This is a genomic window from Streptomyces sp. NPDC054794 (genome assembly GCF_053611585.1).
The window spans coordinates 24,281-40,751 of record NZ_JBSHAQ010000028.1; the positions used below are offsets into that span (position 1 = coordinate 24,281).

At 71.0% G+C, this 16,471-nt stretch carries 18 protein-coding genes; 9 read left to right on the plus strand and 9 right to left on the minus strand.

Going from position 1 to position 16,471, the window contains the following annotated elements; all coding sequences use genetic code 11:
- Positions 1–20 precede the first annotated feature (20 nt).
- On the minus strand, positions 21–917 hold the full coding sequence (locus ACWGKT_RS27335) for a helix-turn-helix domain-containing protein (protein ID WP_356143361.1): 897 nt from the start codon (positions 915–917) through the stop codon (positions 21–23).
- Between the two features lie 170 nt (positions 918–1,087).
- On the opposite strand from ACWGKT_RS27335, the gene ACWGKT_RS27340 reads away from it, so the two are divergent.
- The 5 genes from ACWGKT_RS27340 to ACWGKT_RS27360 all read left to right on the plus strand — a co-directional run bounded on the left by ACWGKT_RS27340 (position 1,088) and on the right by ACWGKT_RS27360 (position 4,692).
- The gene (locus tag ACWGKT_RS27340) at positions 1,088–2,131 is read left to right on the plus strand and encodes an NAD(P)-dependent alcohol dehydrogenase (RefSeq protein WP_356143359.1); all 1,044 of its coding nucleotides are present in this window, start codon (positions 1,088–1,090) and stop codon (positions 2,129–2,131) included.
- 94 nt (positions 2,132–2,225) lie between these two features.
- Positions 2,226–2,609, plus strand: a complete 384-nt coding sequence (locus ACWGKT_RS27345) for a VOC family protein (protein ID WP_356143357.1) — start codon at positions 2,226–2,228, stop codon at positions 2,607–2,609.
- Between the two features lie 211 nt (positions 2,610–2,820).
- Positions 2,821–3,012: a putative ATP-grasp-modified RiPP gene (tgmA, locus tag ACWGKT_RS27350; protein WP_235455581.1), complete on the plus strand. Its 192-nt coding sequence runs from the start codon at positions 2,821–2,823 to the stop codon at positions 3,010–3,012.
- 14 nt (positions 3,013–3,026) lie between these two features.
- Complete coding sequence (locus ACWGKT_RS27355; RefSeq protein WP_453275795.1) at positions 3,027–3,992, plus strand: MvdC/MvdD family ATP grasp protein; 966 nt, start codon at positions 3,027–3,029, stop codon at positions 3,990–3,992.
- Between the two features lie 31 nt (positions 3,993–4,023).
- Positions 4,024–4,692 carry a hypothetical protein gene (locus tag ACWGKT_RS27360; RefSeq protein ID WP_453275796.1) on the plus strand — a complete coding sequence of 223 codons (669 nt, stop codon included), beginning with the start codon at positions 4,024–4,026 and terminating at the stop codon, positions 4,690–4,692.
- A 46-nt stretch (positions 4,693–4,738) separates the two neighbouring features.
- On the opposite strand, the gene ACWGKT_RS27365 is transcribed toward ACWGKT_RS27360, so the two are convergent.
- From ACWGKT_RS27365 to ACWGKT_RS27375, 3 genes are all read right to left on the minus strand, one after another.
- Entirely contained in the window at positions 4,739–6,748 is a 2,010-nt protein-coding gene (locus ACWGKT_RS27365) for a calcium-binding protein (RefSeq protein WP_453275797.1), read from the minus strand.
- A 246-nt stretch (positions 6,749–6,994) separates the two neighbouring features.
- Complete coding sequence (gene msrA / locus ACWGKT_RS27370; RefSeq protein WP_356143349.1) at positions 6,995–7,708, minus strand: peptide-methionine (S)-S-oxide reductase MsrA; 714 nt, start codon at positions 7,706–7,708, stop codon at positions 6,995–6,997.
- Positions 7,709–7,801: 93 nt separating this feature from the next.
- Positions 7,802–8,980 (minus strand): hypothetical protein, encoded by a 1,179-nt coding sequence (locus tag ACWGKT_RS27375; RefSeq protein WP_453275798.1) that lies wholly within the window; start codon positions 8,978–8,980, stop codon positions 7,802–7,804.
- A gap of 163 nt (positions 8,981–9,143) precedes the next feature.
- On the opposite strand from ACWGKT_RS27375, the gene ACWGKT_RS27380 reads away from it, so the two are divergent.
- Positions 9,144–10,298, plus strand: a complete 1,155-nt coding sequence (locus ACWGKT_RS27380; protein ID WP_356143345.1) for a cystathionine gamma-synthase — start codon at positions 9,144–9,146, stop codon at positions 10,296–10,298.
- Positions 10,299–10,303: 5 nt separating this feature from the next.
- Here ACWGKT_RS27380 and ACWGKT_RS27385 read toward each other — a convergent pair whose 3' ends face one another.
- The 3 genes from ACWGKT_RS27385 to ACWGKT_RS27395 all read right to left on the minus strand — a co-directional run bounded on the left by ACWGKT_RS27385 (position 10,304) and on the right by ACWGKT_RS27395 (position 11,727).
- Complete coding sequence (locus ACWGKT_RS27385) at positions 10,304–10,552, minus strand: hypothetical protein (RefSeq protein WP_356143343.1); 249 nt, start codon at positions 10,550–10,552, stop codon at positions 10,304–10,306.
- 52 nt (positions 10,553–10,604) lie between these two features.
- Positions 10,605–11,111, minus strand: a complete 507-nt coding sequence (locus ACWGKT_RS27390; RefSeq protein WP_453275799.1) for a sigma factor-like helix-turn-helix DNA-binding protein — start codon at positions 11,109–11,111, stop codon at positions 10,605–10,607.
- Between the two features lie 109 nt (positions 11,112–11,220).
- Positions 11,221–11,727 (minus strand): MarR family winged helix-turn-helix transcriptional regulator, encoded by a 507-nt coding sequence (locus ACWGKT_RS27395; RefSeq protein ID WP_235455573.1) that lies wholly within the window; start codon positions 11,725–11,727, stop codon positions 11,221–11,223.
- A gap of 161 nt (positions 11,728–11,888) precedes the next feature.
- Here ACWGKT_RS27395 and ilvA point away from each other — a divergent pair, with 161 nt between their 5' ends.
- From ilvA to ACWGKT_RS27410, 3 genes are all read left to right on the plus strand, one after another.
- Positions 11,889–13,118 (plus strand): threonine ammonia-lyase, encoded by a 1,230-nt coding sequence (gene ilvA, locus ACWGKT_RS27400; RefSeq protein WP_453275800.1) that lies wholly within the window; start codon positions 11,889–11,891, stop codon positions 13,116–13,118.
- 222 nt (positions 13,119–13,340) lie between these two features.
- Positions 13,341–14,360, plus strand: a complete 1,020-nt coding sequence (locus ACWGKT_RS27405; protein WP_453275801.1) for an ATP-binding cassette domain-containing protein — start codon at positions 13,341–13,343, stop codon at positions 14,358–14,360.
- Entirely contained in the window at positions 14,357–15,157 is an 801-nt protein-coding gene (locus tag ACWGKT_RS27410) for an ABC transporter permease (protein WP_453275802.1), read from the plus strand. Before ACWGKT_RS27405 ends, ACWGKT_RS27410 begins: the two co-directional genes overlap by 4 nt.
- A gap of 92 nt (positions 15,158–15,249) precedes the next feature.
- Here ACWGKT_RS27410 and greA read toward each other — a convergent pair whose 3' ends face one another.
- Entirely contained in the window at positions 15,250–15,750 is a 501-nt protein-coding gene (gene greA / locus ACWGKT_RS27415) for a transcription elongation factor GreA (RefSeq protein WP_356143335.1), read from the minus strand.
- Between the two features lie 196 nt (positions 15,751–15,946).
- Complete coding sequence (locus tag ACWGKT_RS27420; protein ID WP_453275803.1) at positions 15,947–16,345, minus strand: DUF4307 domain-containing protein; 399 nt, start codon at positions 16,343–16,345, stop codon at positions 15,947–15,949.
- Positions 16,346–16,471: the final 126 nt, after the last annotated feature.

The window sequence follows — 16,471 nt, forward strand, 5'->3', positions numbered from 1 at the left end:
GCGGGGCCGCGGCCGTGGCCTCAGGCCGAGGGCACGACCCGCGCCGCGTCCCTGCCCCAGCTGGCCAGCAGCCGCAGACCGTCGGCCGACGGCGAGCCCGGTTCCGCGTGGTAGGTGAGCAGGGACTGGTCGCTGTCGTCCGGCAGACGGAACGACTCGAAGTTCAGGGACAGCTCGCCCACCAGCGGATGGTGCAGCCGCTTGACCCCGTGGGACTTCTCCTTGACGTCGTGCGTCGCCCACAGCCGCCGGAAGTCCGCGCTCTTCACGGAGAGCTCCCCGACGAGCGCGGACAGGCGCGGGTCGTCGGGATAGCAGCCGGCGTCCATCCGCAGGGCGCAGACGATGTCGATCGCCTTCTGCTCCCAGTCGACGAAGAGATCGTGGTAGTCGGGATGCAGGAACACCAGCCGCGCCCAGTTGCGCTCCGCGACCGGCAGCTGCTCCCAGTCACCGAAGAGCGCCGCGGCCATCCGGTTCCACGCCAGGATCTCCGCCCGCCGCCCCACCACGTACGCGGGCACGCCGTCCATCATGTCCAGCAGCTGCCGCAGCGAGCCGCGCACCTGCTGCGGCCGCGCCGACGCCTTCCGCTTGTGCTGCTTGCCCTTGGCGAGGTGGGTGAGATGCGCGTGCTCGGCGTCCGTCAGCCGCAGCGCCCGCGCGATCGAGTCCAGCACCTCCACCGACACGTTCCGCCCGTTGCCCTGCTCCAGCCGCGTGTAGTACGCCACGGACACCCCGGCCAGCTGCGCCAGCTCCTCGCGACGCAGCCCGGGCACCCGGCGGTGCCGCCCGAAGTCCGGCAGCCCCACGTCCTCTGGCTTCAGCCGGGCCCGCCGGGTGCGCAGGAACTCGCTGAGTTCGGCACGCCGGTCCAGCGGCCGGGCGGGGGCGGATTCGGGCAGTTCTTCCATACCTCCAGTATTCATGGTCGTACGCAGGGGAGCCTGACCCCGCCGGTGGTAGGACCGGCGGACGTACGCAGAAGCGTGGACTGGGTGATGTCCGCGCACGTGAGGCAGGGTGGAGGTGTGCCCGGCGGGAAGGCAGCCGGGTGCGCACGACCCACTAGGAGAACCCCGCCATGACCACTGTTGCCGCGTATGCCGCGCCCGCCGCGAAGGCCCCGCTGGAGCGGACCACGATCGAGCGGCGCCCGGTCGGCGAGTTCGACGTCCTGATCGACATCAAGTTCGCCGGCATCTGTCACTCCGACATCCACCAGGCCCGGGAGGGCTGGGGCACCGCGATCTTCCCGATGGTGCCCGGCCACGAGATCGCGGGCATCGTCTCCGAGGTCGGCTCGGGCGTCACGAAGTACCAGGTCGGCGACCGGGTGGGCGTCGGCTGCATGGTCGACTCCTGCCGCGAGTGCGACAACTGTCTGGCCGGCCTGCAGCAGTACTGCTCCAAGGGCGGCCCCGTCTGGACCTACAACGCCGTCGGCAAGGACGGCGAGCCCACCTACGGCGGCTACTGCGAGAACATCGTCGTCGACGAGGGCTTCGTCGTCCGCATCCCCGACGGCCTCTCCCTGGACGTGGCCGCCCCGCTGCTCTGCGCCGGCATCACCACGTACTCCCCGCTGAAGCACTGGAACGCCGGCCCCGGCAAGAAGGTCGCCGTCGTCGGCCTCGGCGGCCTCGGCCACATGGGCGTGAAGATCGCGCACGCGCTCGGCGCGGAGGTGACCGTCCTGTCGCAGTCCCTGCGCAAGAAGGACGACGGCCTGCGGCTGGGCGCCGACCACTACTACGCCACCGGCGACGAGAACACCTTCAAGGATCTGGCGGGCACCTTCGACCTGATCCTCAACACGGTCTCGGCGCCGCTCGACTTCGACGCCTACCTCTCGTTGCTGCGCACCGACGGCGCGATGGTCAACGTGGGCATCCCCGAGGAGCCGGTCCACATCCTGCTCTCCTCGGTGTTCGGCAACCGCCGCAGCCTGAGCAGCTCCGGCATCGGCGGCATCCCGGAGACCCAGGAGATGCTCGACTTCTGCGCCGAGCACGGCCTGGGCGCCGAGATCGAGCTCATCCGCGCCGACCAGATCAACGAGGCGTACGAGCGCGTGGTGGCGAGCGACGTCCGCTACCGCTTCGTGATCGACACCGCCACGATCTGATCCGCGGTCCCGTGCGCCCGTACTCCGGCGCCGGTCAGGGCAAGGTCTGCCCCGGCCGGCGCCGGAGTACGTTGGACGCGAGGAGGTCAGAACGATGACCGTGCAGCTGAACCACACCATCGTCGCCGCGCATGACAAACATGCCTCGGCCAGGTTCCTCGCCGACATCCTGGGGCTCGAAGTGAGCCCGGAGTTCGGCCCGTTCGTCCCCGTCGAGCTGCCGGGCGGCGTCTCCCTGGACTACATGGACACACCGGGGGAGGTCGCTCCGCAGCACTACGCGTTCCTGGTGTCCGAGGCCGACTTCGACGCGATATTCGCCCGCATCCGGGAGGCGGGGCTGACCTACTGGGCGGACCCGCACCACTACCGTCCCGGCGAGATCAACACGAACGACGGCGGCCGCGGCGCGTACTTCGACGACCCCGACGGTCACCGGCTGGAAATCCTCACGAGGCCCTACGGAAGCGGGAGTTGAGCCCGGGCGGTCACGTGTGACGGAGCCGTTACGGCCTGTCCTCGAGTGACACATCTGATGTGCCATCCGATGTGTGAGTCGTGGGGAAGATGTGACCAGTGTGATCAGTGGTGCAGAAGTGGTGACGCCGATGTGTGTGCGGCACCCGGCACGCCGATGGCGCTCCCCTGACGGACAGAAACCGGCAAAGTACACCCGCGGAGGCTCCAGCGTGCGACCGTTCACCCTCAACTACGCCTTGCCCACAAGGCTTCAGCCCGTGGTGACGCCGTACCACTTCGACGCGTCGCTCCAGCTCAACGTGTTGTCCGACGGCCGCCCGGCCGTCAGCGACCCGGAGCTGCTGATGGCCGTCGGTACGACCACGTCCACCGCCGGGTCCCAGACGCACTTCGACGACTGACGACCCCCGACCGTATGAGCGTACTGATCCTCACGTCCGAGGAGGACGTGACCGCCGACATGGTGGTGGCCGAGCTGCACGCGATGGGAACCCCGTTCCTGCGGCTGGACCCCGCCGACGTACCGGACAAGGTCGTGCTGTCCGCCCACTACGCCCACGGCGACTTCGAGGGCCATCTGTCGGCGAACGGACAGGTGCTCAGCATGGAGGGCCTGGGCGCCGTATGGATGCGCAGGCCCGGCGAACCGGCGGCCAACGCGGCACACCCCTCGCCGTGGCTGACCGCCGAGGCCCGGCAGGCGCTGTTCGGGATGCTCTTCGCCGCCAACGCACGATGGATGAACCACCCGCGCAACGCCGACCGGGCCCGGCTCAAGCCGTGGCAGATGCGCGTCGCCCACCTCAGCGGCTTCGCCGTACCGCCTACCGTCTTCACCACGGCCCCCCGGCTCGCGCGGCAGTTCGCCGAGGAGCACCGGGAGGTGGTGGTGAAGTCCGCCTCGGGACCCCCACCCGGTGACCCCGGGCTGAGCCTGCCCACGACCCTGATCGGGCCCGACGCGGACTTCTCCGCCGTCGCGGCCGGCCCCGCGCTGCTGCAGCGCTACGTGCCCAAGCGTGCCGACATCCGGCTGACCTGCGTCGGCACCCGGCTGTTCGCGGCCCGCAAGACGGCCGCGCCCGACCAGGTCGACGGCCGCTACGGCGCCACCGAGCACGCCTGGGAACCGGTCCCCGTCCCCGAACGCGTCAGCAAGTCGGTGGACACCTACGTAGCGCTCGCCGGCCTGGCCTACGCCGCCTTCGACTTCGCCGAGGACGAGGACGGCATCTGGTGGTTCCTGGAGTGCAACCAGGGCGGCCAGTTCGGCTTCATCGAACTCGAAACCGGCCTGCCGATCGCGGCGGCGGTGGCCCTGTGGCTCTCCCCACGCAAGCCCTTGGGCCACCGCCAGGTCGAAGGCGCCTGGGGGGCTTGAGGGCCCGACCGGCAGCCACTTCGATGAAGCCGTGACCAGTGCACCCATGGACGGCGGCGGAACCATCGCGGGCCGGACCGTACACGAGCTCATGCACAGCCTGCGCCGCCACAGGCCGGTCTTCCACTCCGAGGCCGACCTCCAGCACAGCTTCGCCCGGGTCCTGTGGGAACTGGCGCCGGAGGTCCACTCCAGGCTGGAGGTGCGCCAAGGAGCGTCGGGCAGGGCCGAGTACCTGGACCTCCTGTGCCTCGGCCCCTCGACCCGGACGGCGATCGAGTTCAAGTACTTCACGCGGGGCTGGACGGGCACGGCCGGCACTCCCGCCGAGGACTACGCCCTGAAGGACCACGCCGCCACTGATCTCGCCCGCCTGCACTTCGTACGGGACATAGCCAGGCTGGAGCGCTTCTGCCACGGCTCCGACCAGAACGGGCTCGCTCTCATGCTGACCAACGAGCCGTCCCTGTGGACCGCGCCGGTCCCGGGCCGTCGGCGTACCCGGGACCACGCCTTTCGCATTCACCACGGGCGTGAGCTCGCCGGGACGCTGTTGTGGGCCGAGGGTGCGTACGAGCCGAACACGTGCATGCTGCGCGGTGCGTACGACCTGGCGTGGGAGCCGTACTCCGAGCTGGGCGGGGCGGGAGGCGAGTTCCGTTGGCTCGCCGTGCATGTCGGTGCCCTGACTTCCCCCTGAGGCGGGCGGGCAGGGCGACGGCGCGCCCTGCCCGGCACGGCAGGCGCTAGGGACAGCTGATCCGGGTGTCGCCCGGGTCCGTCGTGCAGGTGTCGAAGCCGGGGCCGCCGTTGGCGGTGTCGTTGGCGGAGACGTTGTCCACGGTGTTGAGGCTGTCGTTGCCGTAGGAGCCCGTCAGGGTGTCGCTGCCGGGTCCTCCGTTCAGGGTGTCGTTGCCGTAGCCGCCGTCGACGCGGTCATTGCCGTGGCCGGCGTACACGGTGTCGCCGCCGTAGCTCGCGTTGACGGTGTCGTCTCCGCCGAGGGCGCAGATCACGTCGTTGCCGAAGGTGCCGTCGATGACGTCGTTGCCGCTGGTGCCGACGCGGGTGCAGCCGTGGGCGTTGTCGACCGCGGTGGCCGCCGTGGCGGTGTTGTTGCCGGGCACCGGGTCGGTCTGCGTGGCGCTGACCGTGGCCCGGTCCGTGAGGGTGCCGGTGGCCCGGGGCTCGACGGCGATCTGGACCGTGACACTGGCACCGGGGGCGAGGGTGCCCAGCGAGCAGCTCGCGCCGGAGGCGCCGACGGTGCAGGACCCCGTGCCGGCACTCGCCGAGACCACCGAGGCGGCGGGACCGGTGAGCGCGTCGGACAGCACCACACCGGTGGCGGAGGCCGTCGTGCTGGTGTTGGTCACGGTCACGCCGTACGTGGCCCGGTCACCGATGCTGACCGTGGCGGAACCGGTCTTCCTGACCGACAGGTCCACGCCGGCCGGGGGCGGTGGCGTGCCGTCGACCCGGTAGCGGACCAGACCGCGGTCGTCGCCGGTGTTGCCGGACGCGACGATCCTCCCGTCGGCCTGCACCGCCACCGCGCTCGCCGAGTCGAAGAACCCGTTGTCCACGTCGGTGGTCACCTTGCCGCCGGTCCCGAACCCGCCGTCCAGGCCGCCGTCGGTGTTGTAGCGGGCCACCGCGAAGTCGCTGTTGCTGATGCCGGCGGAGACGATCTTCCCGTCGGACTGCAGCGCCAGGTCGGAACTCCCGTCCTGGCTGCCGGTCCCGAAGTCGGTGGTGACCTTGCCGTCACCGCTGAAGCCGCTGTCGAGGGCGCCGTTGGCGTTGTAGCGGGCCAGCGCGAAGTCGAAGTCGCTGGATCCGCCGGCGACGATCTTCCCGTCGGACTGCACCGCCACCCCGCCGGCCACGTCGGCCTGGGCGAAGGGGGTGGTCACCCGGCCGTCACCGTCGAACCCGGTGTCCAGGCTGCCGTCGGCGTTGTAGCGGGCGAGAGCGAAGTCGGAGGCGTTCGCCGGATAGTTGTACCCCGCACGGCCCGCGGCGACGATCTTGCCGTCCGACTGCAGCGCCACGTCGAAGGCGGTCGCCGCGCCGCCCGCGAAGGCGGTGGCCACCTTGCCGTCTCCGTCGAAGCCGGTGTCGGGGCTGCCGTCGGCGTTGTAGCGGGCCACCGCGACATCGGAGCCGCTCATGCCCGCGGCGACGATCCGGCCATTGGGCTGCAGCTCCACGCCGAAGGCCTCCGAGGGGCCACCGGTTCCGAAGTCCGAGACCACCGTTCCGCCGGTGCCGAAACCGGTGTCCAGGGTTCCGTCGGCGTTGTAGCGGGCCACCGTGAACTGGGGGAGGAAGGTCTCGGCGTCCGAGGTACGGCCGACCACGACGATCTTTCCGTCGGCCTGCACCGCCACCGCGTCGGCGATGTCCTCGCCGCCGCGGAAGTCGGTGATCACCTGGCCGCCGGTGCCGAATCCCAGGTCCGGGCTGCCGTCGGAGTTGTAGCGGGCGAGAGCGAAGTTGACCTCTCCGCTCTCCGGCGGCTGGTTGAGGCCCACGGTGACGATCCTGCCGTCGGCCTGGACCGCCACGCCGCGGCTCTCGTCGTAGCCGCCGAAGTCGGTGACGACCTTGCCGTCGCCGCCAAAGCTCGTGTCGAGGTCGCCCGGCAGGGCGAACGCGGCGTGGGGCACGGTGAGCGCGAGCGCCAGGCCGGTGGCCGCCGCGACGCCGGTTCGCCCCAGCGCCGTGCGCAGACCGGAAATGAATGTGGACATACGGGCTTTCCGCCTCTCATCCCCGCGCAGTGGTCTCTGCGTCCAGTGACAGCCCAAAGCCTGTTGGCGCCCCTGCGGCGAGCCCGTCAGGGCTGGCTGCGCTGCGCTCAGTGGACGCCGAGATCCACCCCCAGGGGTGAGGTCCCGCGAGCGGTGCGCCGGCGGCACACGAAACCGGCCGCCGCCGGTGTGAACGGCGACGGCCGGTGCGGGGTCTCGGCGGCGATCAGAGATCGGACACGGCGGCTACTTCTCCGCCGCCTCCGGCGCCGGGGCGATGCCCGTCGGGCAGGAGGCGCCCCAGTTCGTCTCGAACGGCTCGGCCAGCGTGACGCCGGTGCCGCCCAGGCCGCAGTACCCGGCCGGGTTCTTGTCCAGGTACTGCTGGTGGTAGGCCTCGGCCGGGAAGAAGGTACGGCCGTCGGCCGGCAGGATCTCCGTGGTGATCGCGCCGTGCCGCGCGTCCGTCAGGACCTTCTGGTACGCGTCGCGGGACGCCTCGGCCGCGGCGGCCTGCTCGGGGGTGTGGGTGTAGATCGCCGAGCGGTACTGGGTGCCCACGTCGTTGCCCTGGCGGAAGCCCTGGGTGGGGTTGTGGGACTCCCAGAAGGTCTTGAGGAGTCGGTCGTACGAGACGAGCTTCGGGTCGTAGACCACGCGGACCGCCTCCGTGTGGCCGGTCAGGCCCGAGCAGACCTCCTCGTAGGTGGGGTTCTCGGTGTAGCCGCCCTGGTAGCCCACCAGGGTCGTCCAGACGCCCGCGGGGAGCTGCCAGAACTTGCGCTCGGCGCCCCAGAAGCAGCCCAGACCGAAGTCGGCGACCTCCAGGCCCTCGGGGTAGGGGCCGAGGAGGGGGTTGCCCAGGACGGTGTGGCGCTCGGGGACCTCGAAGGCGGGCGCGGGCCGACCCTTGAGCGCCTGCTCAGGGGTGGGCAGCTGGGGCGTGCGGCCGAAGAGCATGGGGTCTCCCTGTCGTTCCGGGGTGGGGTCGCCGCCTCGCCGGGCGGCACCTGGCACAACGCCCGAGGCGCCGCCATCATTCCGCCCGGGCGGTCAGCTGAGCAGGGTCGCCGGGCTGCCGCCGTTCGCCTCGTACCCCGCCACCGCGAGGGCGCGGTAGACGGCGAACTCCGCGGCCGGGTCGGCGGACAGCGACCAGGGCAGGGCGCCGACGTGGCCGTCGACGAGTATCAGCTGCTGCATGGCCTCCGCCCAGCGCTCGGCGCGGACCAGGAAGAAGACCAGCAGGTGGCGGACGTGCGCCGACATCGGGTCGTCGGGGCGGGCGGCGTGCACCGCGTGCAGCGCGCCGTGCATCGCCCGGGTCACGACCTCGCTCTGGTAGAAGCCGCGCACCAGGTTCACCTCGGGCAGATGCTCGAAGACCGCGAACAGCGGCATGGCGGCGAGCAGCGAGCCCTGGGGCGCGCGTGCGGCGGCGGCCTCGGCGAAGGAGTAGGCCAGCTCGCGCGAGCCGTGCCACTTCTCGCACCAGTAGTGCAGGGCGCCGAGATGGGCGCCCATGTGGGCGGGCGCGCGGTCCAGGATCTTCAGCCACAGCGCCTCGAACTCCGGCCGCGTGTAGCCGAGTCCGCGCGCGACGGACAGCTCGATGATGTACGGGACCGGGTCGCCGGGGGACAGCAGCGCCGCCTGGCCGCAGGCGTCCCTGGCCTCCTCCATGATGATCCGGAACTCGTCCGTGCCCGGCGTCGAGGTGCGCCACGCCTGCTGCACCAGGAATTCCGCGTGCACGGCCGCCCCGCCCGCGTCCTTGGGCTGCTCGGCCCGCCAGACCCGCAGCCACTGCCCGCCCGGTGTCTCGTGCACCCCGCCGGGCCGCCGCTGCAGCTCCAGCGCCGCCGCGCCCGCGAAGGCCTGTACGCGCTGCCAGCGCGGCTCGCCCTCGGTCTCGGTGCCGGCCAGCAGCTGGGAGGCCGCGCGGTAGTCCTGCGTGCGCTGCACCAGGTCCAGGACGTCGAGCAGGTCCTGATCGGGGCCGGGCATCCGAATGTCCAGCTCCTCCTCGCGCGCGAAGCCGTAGTTCGCCGGGTCCGCGGCGTCCGGGTGGTCCGGGGCGACCTGCTCGATGCGGTTGTTCCTGCGGAACAGGAACGGGCTCGGCACGAAGTTCGGCGTGCGTGTCCGGACGCGGCCGTTCCTGAACCGCAGCAGCGGGCGCAGCACGAAGACGACCATGACCAGCGCCATCAGGACCCAGAGAATCTCCATGCCGCAAGCGAACCAGACACCGCCGACAATTGGCCAACCTGCCCCGACGGCCTGTGGAAAACCGTCGTGACGGGCCCGGGGCGCCGGGGGAAAACCCTCGTTCCAGGCCGTCCGGAGCCCCGCGTCCGGCACCGGCGGCGCGAGCGCACTACGCTCGGTGCCCATGAGCGACAGGCACATCAGTCAGCACTTCGAGACTCTCGCGATCCATGCGGGCAACACCGCCGATCCCCTCACCGGCGCGGTCGTCCCGCCGATCTACCAGGTGTCGACCTACAAGCAGGACGGCGTGGGCGGCCTGCGCGGCGGCTACGAGTACAGCCGCAGTGCCAACCCGACCCGTACCGCCCTCGAAGAGAACCTCGCCGCCCTGGAGGGCGGCCGGCGCGGCCTCGCGTTCGCGTCCGGCCTCGCGGCCGAGGACACCCTGTTGCGTACGCTGCTCAGCCCCGGTGACCACGTGGTCATCCCGAACGACGCGTACGGCGGCACGTTCCGCCTGTTCGCGAAGGTCGTCTCGCGGTGGGGGGTGGAGTGGTCCGTCGCCGACACCAGCGACCCCGCGGCCGTACGGTCCGCGATCACCCCGAAGACCAAGGCCGTCTGGGTGGAGACCCCCTCCAACCCGCTGCTCGGCATCACGGACATCGCCACCGTCGCTCAGATCGCCCATGACGCGGGTGCGAAGCTCGTCGTCGACAACACCTTCGCCACGCCGTATCTGCAGCAGCCGCTCTCGCTCGGCGCGGACGTCGTCGTGCACTCCCTGACCAAGTACATGGGCGGCCACTCGGACGTGGTCGGCGGTGCGCTGATCGTGGCCGACCAGGCACTGGGCGAGGAGCTGGCGTACCACCAGAACGCGATGGGCGCGGTCGCCGGGCCCTTCGACTCCTGGCTGGTGCTGCGCGGCACCAAGACGCTCGCGGTGCGCATGGACCGGCACAGCGAGAACGCCACGAAGATCGCCGACATGCTGACGCGGCACGCGCGCGTGACGCGCGTCCTGTACCCGGGCCTGCCCGAGCACCCCGGTCACGAGATCGCCGCCAAGCAGATGAAGGCGTTCGGCGGCATGATCTCCTTCCAGGTCGAGGGCGGCGAGGAGGCGGCCGTCGAGGTGTGCAACCGCGCCAAGGTGTTCACGCTCGGCGAGTCCCTGGGCGGCGTCGAGTCGCTCATCGAGCACCCCGGCCGCATGACGCACGCCTCCGCGGCCGGCTCGGCCCTGGAGGTCCCCGCCGACCTCGTCCGCCTCTCCGTGGGCATCGAGAACGTCGACGACCTGCTGGAGGACCTGCAGCAGGCCCTCGGCTAGGTCAGTCACCACCCCGTCAGCGGTGGAGTCGTCTGGGACGGCGGCTCCACCCAGGGGCGGGCGGTCAGTGCCCAGACGGTGAAGGCCACGGTCGCGGCGAACAGCGCCAGCCACAGCAGGCGGCGCGCCACGGTCCGGCGGCGCAGCATGCGGGCCCCGCGGCGCAGGACCTCCCCGTAGAGCTCGGGCGGCACGGGGGGCGGCACCTGCTCCATGAGCCGCCGCACGGTCGCCTCACGCTCGGTCCGGTTCACCCGTGTCTCCCCGTTCCGCCGTGGCTCCGGGTCTCCCCGTGGCTCCGGCGCCTCATGACGGTGCCACCTTCGCGCTCGCCACCGCCGGTGTCTGGCTCCGTCGCGGATGCAGCAGCGTGGCCGTCGCGCGGTCGCAGATCGTGTGGACGCGTTCCGTCGGCAGGCCCAGCAGTGCCGCCGCCTGTTCCTGCGCGACCCCCTCGTACAACCGGAGGACGACGATCAGGCGTTCCTGGGGCGTGAGGACGGCCAGGGGACTGCGGGGGTGGGGGCGGCCTCGGCCCGGACCGCCGCCGTACTGGTGCCACGCCCCGCGCGCGAAGCGGGTGGCGAGGTACTGACGGCTGTGGTCGTACGGGTCCTCGCCGCGCATCCGGTCCCAGCACGCGTACGTGTGCGCGAGCGCGAGGGTCAGCAGTCTCCGCGCGCGCGGGTTGTCGTCCGGCGCCTCGCCGGTCAGCAGTGTGGCGGCATGCAGCAGTCGCCCTGCCGCGCCCGCGACGAACGCCTCGAACTCCCGGGCCCGGCGGGCGTTGTGGGACGCCTGCCGTTCTCGCACCGCGCCTCCCGCCTGAGGGGGCCCAGCCCGTACGGGATGCGGAACCGTGTACGACGAGGACCCGGTCTCATATGAGGCCAGCGGCGGCCCAAGGTCAAGAGTCCGGCGCTCAGGAGGCGGGCGGAGTCTCCGGCGCGGGCACGCCCGGGACCGCCATGCGGGCGGAGAGCGCGGTGTTGAAGCGCGTCAGGAGCGCGCAGAACGCCTCGCGCTCCTCCGGCGCCCAGTCGTGGGTCAGCTCGGCCATCAACTGACGCCGGGAAGAGCGGACTTCGTCCAGCCGGGACAGCCCGCGCGGGGACAGCTGGAGCACCACGGCCCGCCCGTCCTCGGGGTGCGAGGTGCGCTTGACGAGCCCGGTGTCGACCAGCGGAGCCACCTGCCGGGTGACCGTCGACGAATCGATCCCCATGCTCGCGGCGAGCGCCTTGACGCCCATCGGGCCTTCCTTGTCGAGCCGGTTGAGCAGCAGGTACGCGGCGCGGTCCATGGAGTTGCGCACCTGCCCGACGCCACCGAGCCGGGTCTGTTCGGCACGGCGGGCGAACACCGCCACCTCGTGCTGCAGCGTGTCGAGGAGACCGGTGTCACCGACGGTCGTCATGTCCATCGACATTTCAGGTGTTGTGGGCATGGCCGGGGGCTCACTTCATGAAGAGTGCTGGGTTGGGGGACAGGGTACGCGGCCGGGCGGCGGGCCGTACCGGCGCTGCGCAATCCGGTCTCGGAGCTTGGTCACACCGGATCCGTACGACTGTGAACTGCGAGACTGGTGTCATGAGCTACAGCAGGGCTGACTCCTTGCGGCCCGTCACGCTCGACGACGTGCGCGGCGCCCAGAAGATGCTGTCGGGAGTGGCGCGGGTGACCGCGATGGAGGGCAGCAGGCACCTGTCGCAGCTGGCGGGCACGCCGGTGCACCTCAAGTGCGAGAACCTCCAGCGGACGGGATCGTTCAAGCTGCGCGGCGCGTACGTCCGGATCGCCGGACTGCTGCCGGAGGAGCGGGCCGCCGGTGTGGTGGCCGCCAGTGCCGGCAACCATGCGCAGGGCGTGGCCCTGGCCTCGTCGCTGCTCGGCGTGCACGCCACCGTGTTCATGCCGAAGGGCGCGCCGCTGCCGAAGATGAGCGCGACCCGGGAGTACGGCGCGGAGGTGCGCCTGCACGGTCAGGTGGTGGACGAGACGCTGGCCGCCGCGCAGGAGTACGCGCGGGAGACCGGCGCGGTCTTCATCCACCCCTTCGACCACCCCGACATCATCGCGGGGCAGGGCACGGTGGGCCTGGAGATCCTGGAGCAGTGCCCGGAGGTGGGCACGATCCTCGTCGGCATCGGCGGCGGCGGGCTCGCGGCCGGCATCGCGGTCGCGGTGAAGGCGTTGCGGCCGGACGTGCGGATCGTCGGCGTGCAGGCGGAGGGCTCGGCGGCGTACCCGCCCTCGCTCGCGGCCGGGCGGCCGGTGGTGATCGAGAACCCGGCGACGATGGCCGACGGCATCAAGGTGGGGTGCCCCGGCGACGTGCCGTTCGGGATCATCAGGGAGCTGGTCGACGAGGTGCGCACGGTCACCGAGGACCAGCTGTCGGCCGCGCTGCTGCTGTGCCTGGAGCGGGCCAAGCTGGTCGTGGAGCCGGCCGGCGCGAGCCCGGTCGCCGCCCTGCTGGGCGCGCCCGGCACCTTCCCGGGACCGGTCGTCGCGGTGCTGTCCGGCGGCAACGTCGATCCGGTGCTGCTGCAGCGCGTGCTCCGGCACGGCATGGCCGCGCAGGGCCGCTACCTGGCCGTTCGGCTGCGGCTGACGGACCGGCCGGGCGCCCTCGCCACGCTCCTCGGGGCGTTGTCAGTGGTGGACGCTAACGTCCTCGACGTGAGCCATGTACGGACCGATCCCCGGCTCGGGCTCACCGAGGCGGAGGTGGAGCTGCACCTGGAGACGAAGGGCCCGGCGCACTGCGCCGAGGTCGGTCAGGCCCTGCGCGAGGCGGGTTACACGGTCATCGATTGAGGTCGGAGACCTCGTCGTCACTTTTCCGTCATCTCGCTCGGGCACCGTCGAGCTCACCATCACACTCGGGCACGTCGAGCCGCGGCCTCTCGTTCGGGCGTCGCCGATACGCGGCGACGCAGCGAAAAACCGTTGAGAGACGCGATATGTCGCGTTACGGTGTCTCGCACTGCAGCCACCCCCTGCCTTTTTCGCCCCATCCCCAAAGACGTGGAGACTCATATGCCAGGCGCCATCTATGCCGAAGGTCTGGTGAAGACCTTCGGTGACGTAAGGGCACTGGACGGCGTCGACCTCGATGTCCCCGAGGGCACGGTCCTCGGCCTGCTCGGGCCGAACGGCGCCGGCAAGACGACGACCGTCCGCTGCCTGACGACCCTGCTGCGCCCCGACAGCGGCAAGGCCGTGGTCGCGGGCGTCGACGTCCTCAAGCAGCCCGATGCGGTGCGCCGCAACATCGGCCTGTCCGGACAGTTCGCGGCGGTCGACGAATACCTCACCGGCCGCGAGAACCTGCAGATGGTCGGCCGCCTGTACCAGATGGGCGGGAAGGCGGCGAAGGCCCGGGCGGTGGAGCTGCTGGAGCAGTTCAACCTCACGGAGGCCGCCGACCGTCCGGCCAAGACCTACTCCGGAGGCATGCGCCGCCGGCTCGACCTCGCGGCCGCGCTCGTGGTGTCGCCGCCCGTGATGTTCATGGACGAGCCGACCACCGGCCTCGACCCCCGCAACCGCCAGCAGCTGTGGGAGGTCATCAAGCAGCTGGTCTCCGGCGGTACGACGCTGCTGCTCACCACCCAGTACCTCGAAGAGGCCGACCACCTCGCCCACGAGATCGCGGTCGTCGACCACGGCCGGGTGATCGCCAAGGGCACCTCCGACCAGCTCAAGGCCCGCACCGGCGGCGAGCGCGTCGAGGTCGTCGTGCACGAGCGCGAGCACATCACGACCGCCGAGGAGGTGCTGCGCGGCTTCGGCAAGGGCGACACCAAGGTCGAGGAGCACACCCGCAAGCTGACCGTGCCCGTCACCGGCGGCGCGAAGCTCCTCGCCGAGGTCATCCGGGAGCTGGACAACCGCGGCATCGAGATAGACGACATCGGACTGCGCCGCCCCACCCTCGACGACGTCTTCCTGTCCCTGACGGGACACGTGGCCGAGGAGAAGGACACGGACAACGGCGCGGACGACGGCGCTCGGGCGAAGAACGCCCAGGCCAAGAAGAAGGAGACCGTGAAGTGAGCGCCGCCAGCGATTCCCTGATCATCGCCCAGCGGAATCTGATCCGCATGGGCCGCATCCCCGAGATGATCATTTTCGGGCTGATCCAGCCCATCATGTTCGTGGTGCTGTTCACCTATGTGTTCGGCGGCTCGATCAAGGTCGGCTCGTCCACCTCCACCCAGGCCTACCGCGAGTTCCTGATGGCCGGCATCTTCGCCCAGACCGTCACGTTCGCCACGGCGGGCGCGGGCGCGGGCATCGCCGACGACATGCACAAGGGCCTCATCGACCGTTTCCGCTCCCTGCCGATGGCACGCGGAGCGGTGCTGACCGGCCGCACCCTGGCCGACCTGGTGCAGACGGCGCTCACCGTCGTCGTCCTGGCGGTCGTCGCCCTGATCGTCGGCTGGCGCACGCACGAGAACCTGGGCAAGGTGCTCGCCGGTTTCGGGCTGCTCCTGCTGCTCGGCTACGCGTTCTCGTGGATCGGCGCGCTCATCGGCCTGTCCGTGCGCACTCCCGAAGCGGCGACCTCGGGCGGTCTGATCTGGCTGTTTCCGCTGACGTTCCTCTCGAACGCGTTCGTGGACGCCAACCAGATGCCGGCCTTCCTGCAGCACGTCGCCAACTGGAACCCCTTCAGCGCCACGGTGCAGGCGTCCCGCGAGCTCTTCGGCAACCTGCCCCCGGGCTTCCAGGCGTCCGACGCCTGGCCGATGCAGCACCCCGTGTGGGCCTCGCTGCTCTGGTCGGTCGTGATCATCCTGGTCTTCCGCACGCTCGCGGTCCGCAAGTACCGCTCGGCGACGGCATGACACCGCTCCGGTGCTGATGTCGGCCCGGACAGGACGATGCCCCCGGCGTCACGCGGACGCCGGGGGCTCGTCGGGAAACTGTCCGGTCGGGGTCAGCCCGAGTACGGCTCGGCCTTGAGGATCTTCACCGAGGCCTTCTTGCCGTTCGGCAGCTCGTACTCCGCGTCCTCGCCGACCTTGTGGCCGATCACGCCGGAGCCCAGCGGGGACTGGGGCGAGTACGTCTCGACGTCGGCGCTGGCGTACTCGCGCGAGGCGAGCAGGAACGTCATCGTGTCGTCCTCGTCACCGTCGAAGGCGATCGTCACGACCATGCCGGGCGCCACCGCACCGTCCGTCGAGGTCGGCGCCTCGCCGACCTTGGCGTTCTCCAGGAGCTGGGTCAGCTGGCGCACACGGAGCTCCTGCTTGCCCTGCTCCTCCTTGGCCGCGTGGTACCCGCCGTTCTCGCGCAGGTCGCCCTCCTCGCGCGCGGCCGCGATCTTGGCGGCGATCTCCGTGCGCGCAGGACCAGACAGGTACTCCAGCTCGGCCTTGAGCTGGTTGTACGCCTCCTGGGTCAGCCAGGTGACGTTCTCGCTGGTCTGGGTCACAGGTGCTCCTCGTAGGTACTGGGAATACAAAGCATCGCCCTACCCAGAAGAATGTTCCTTCACGGATGGGCGAAACCACGAGCCTAACAATTCAACGGCCGAAGGGGGAGGACATAAGCCATGAGAATCGCGTCAACGCAGGTCAGCACCTACGTATTCCGGTCGAAGTCCGGCGGGTCAGCCGCCCTCGGCCGGGTCAGCCGGCGTGACAGCCGAGCAGTTCGGCCGTCGTGCCCCGGGCCGTCGTGCGCAGCGTGACGACCTTGTCGATGCGCGTGGCCGAACCGGTGAAGCGGAAGTCCGCCCGGCCCACCTCGGCGCCGTCGGCCGCCTGGGAGCGCAGCGTGCAGTAGCCCTCGGCGCCGGCGTCCTTGTGGACCTCCAGATGGATCCGCACGGCGTCGTCCGAGGCCTGGAAGGCGATCACCTGGGCGCTGATCTCGTTCTGCGCGACGTAGTGGTAGCCGAAGTAGCCGATCAGGACGAGCAGGGCACCGCCGAATACGGTCCCGGCGATCTTGAGTCTGCGGTCGGCGCGCGTGTCCGAGGAACGGCCGTAGCGACCCTCGGGCAGCCGCGTGCTCGCCGTAGTCATGATCGTCCTCTCGGCCGGGGCGGGACGAAAGTCCCGAAAGGGGGCTCCAGGGCGGACCCCGGAATTATTCGCCCCCCGATTCGGTCACTATAGAAGCCGCCGAACGCACCCGGAGACACGGGGCGC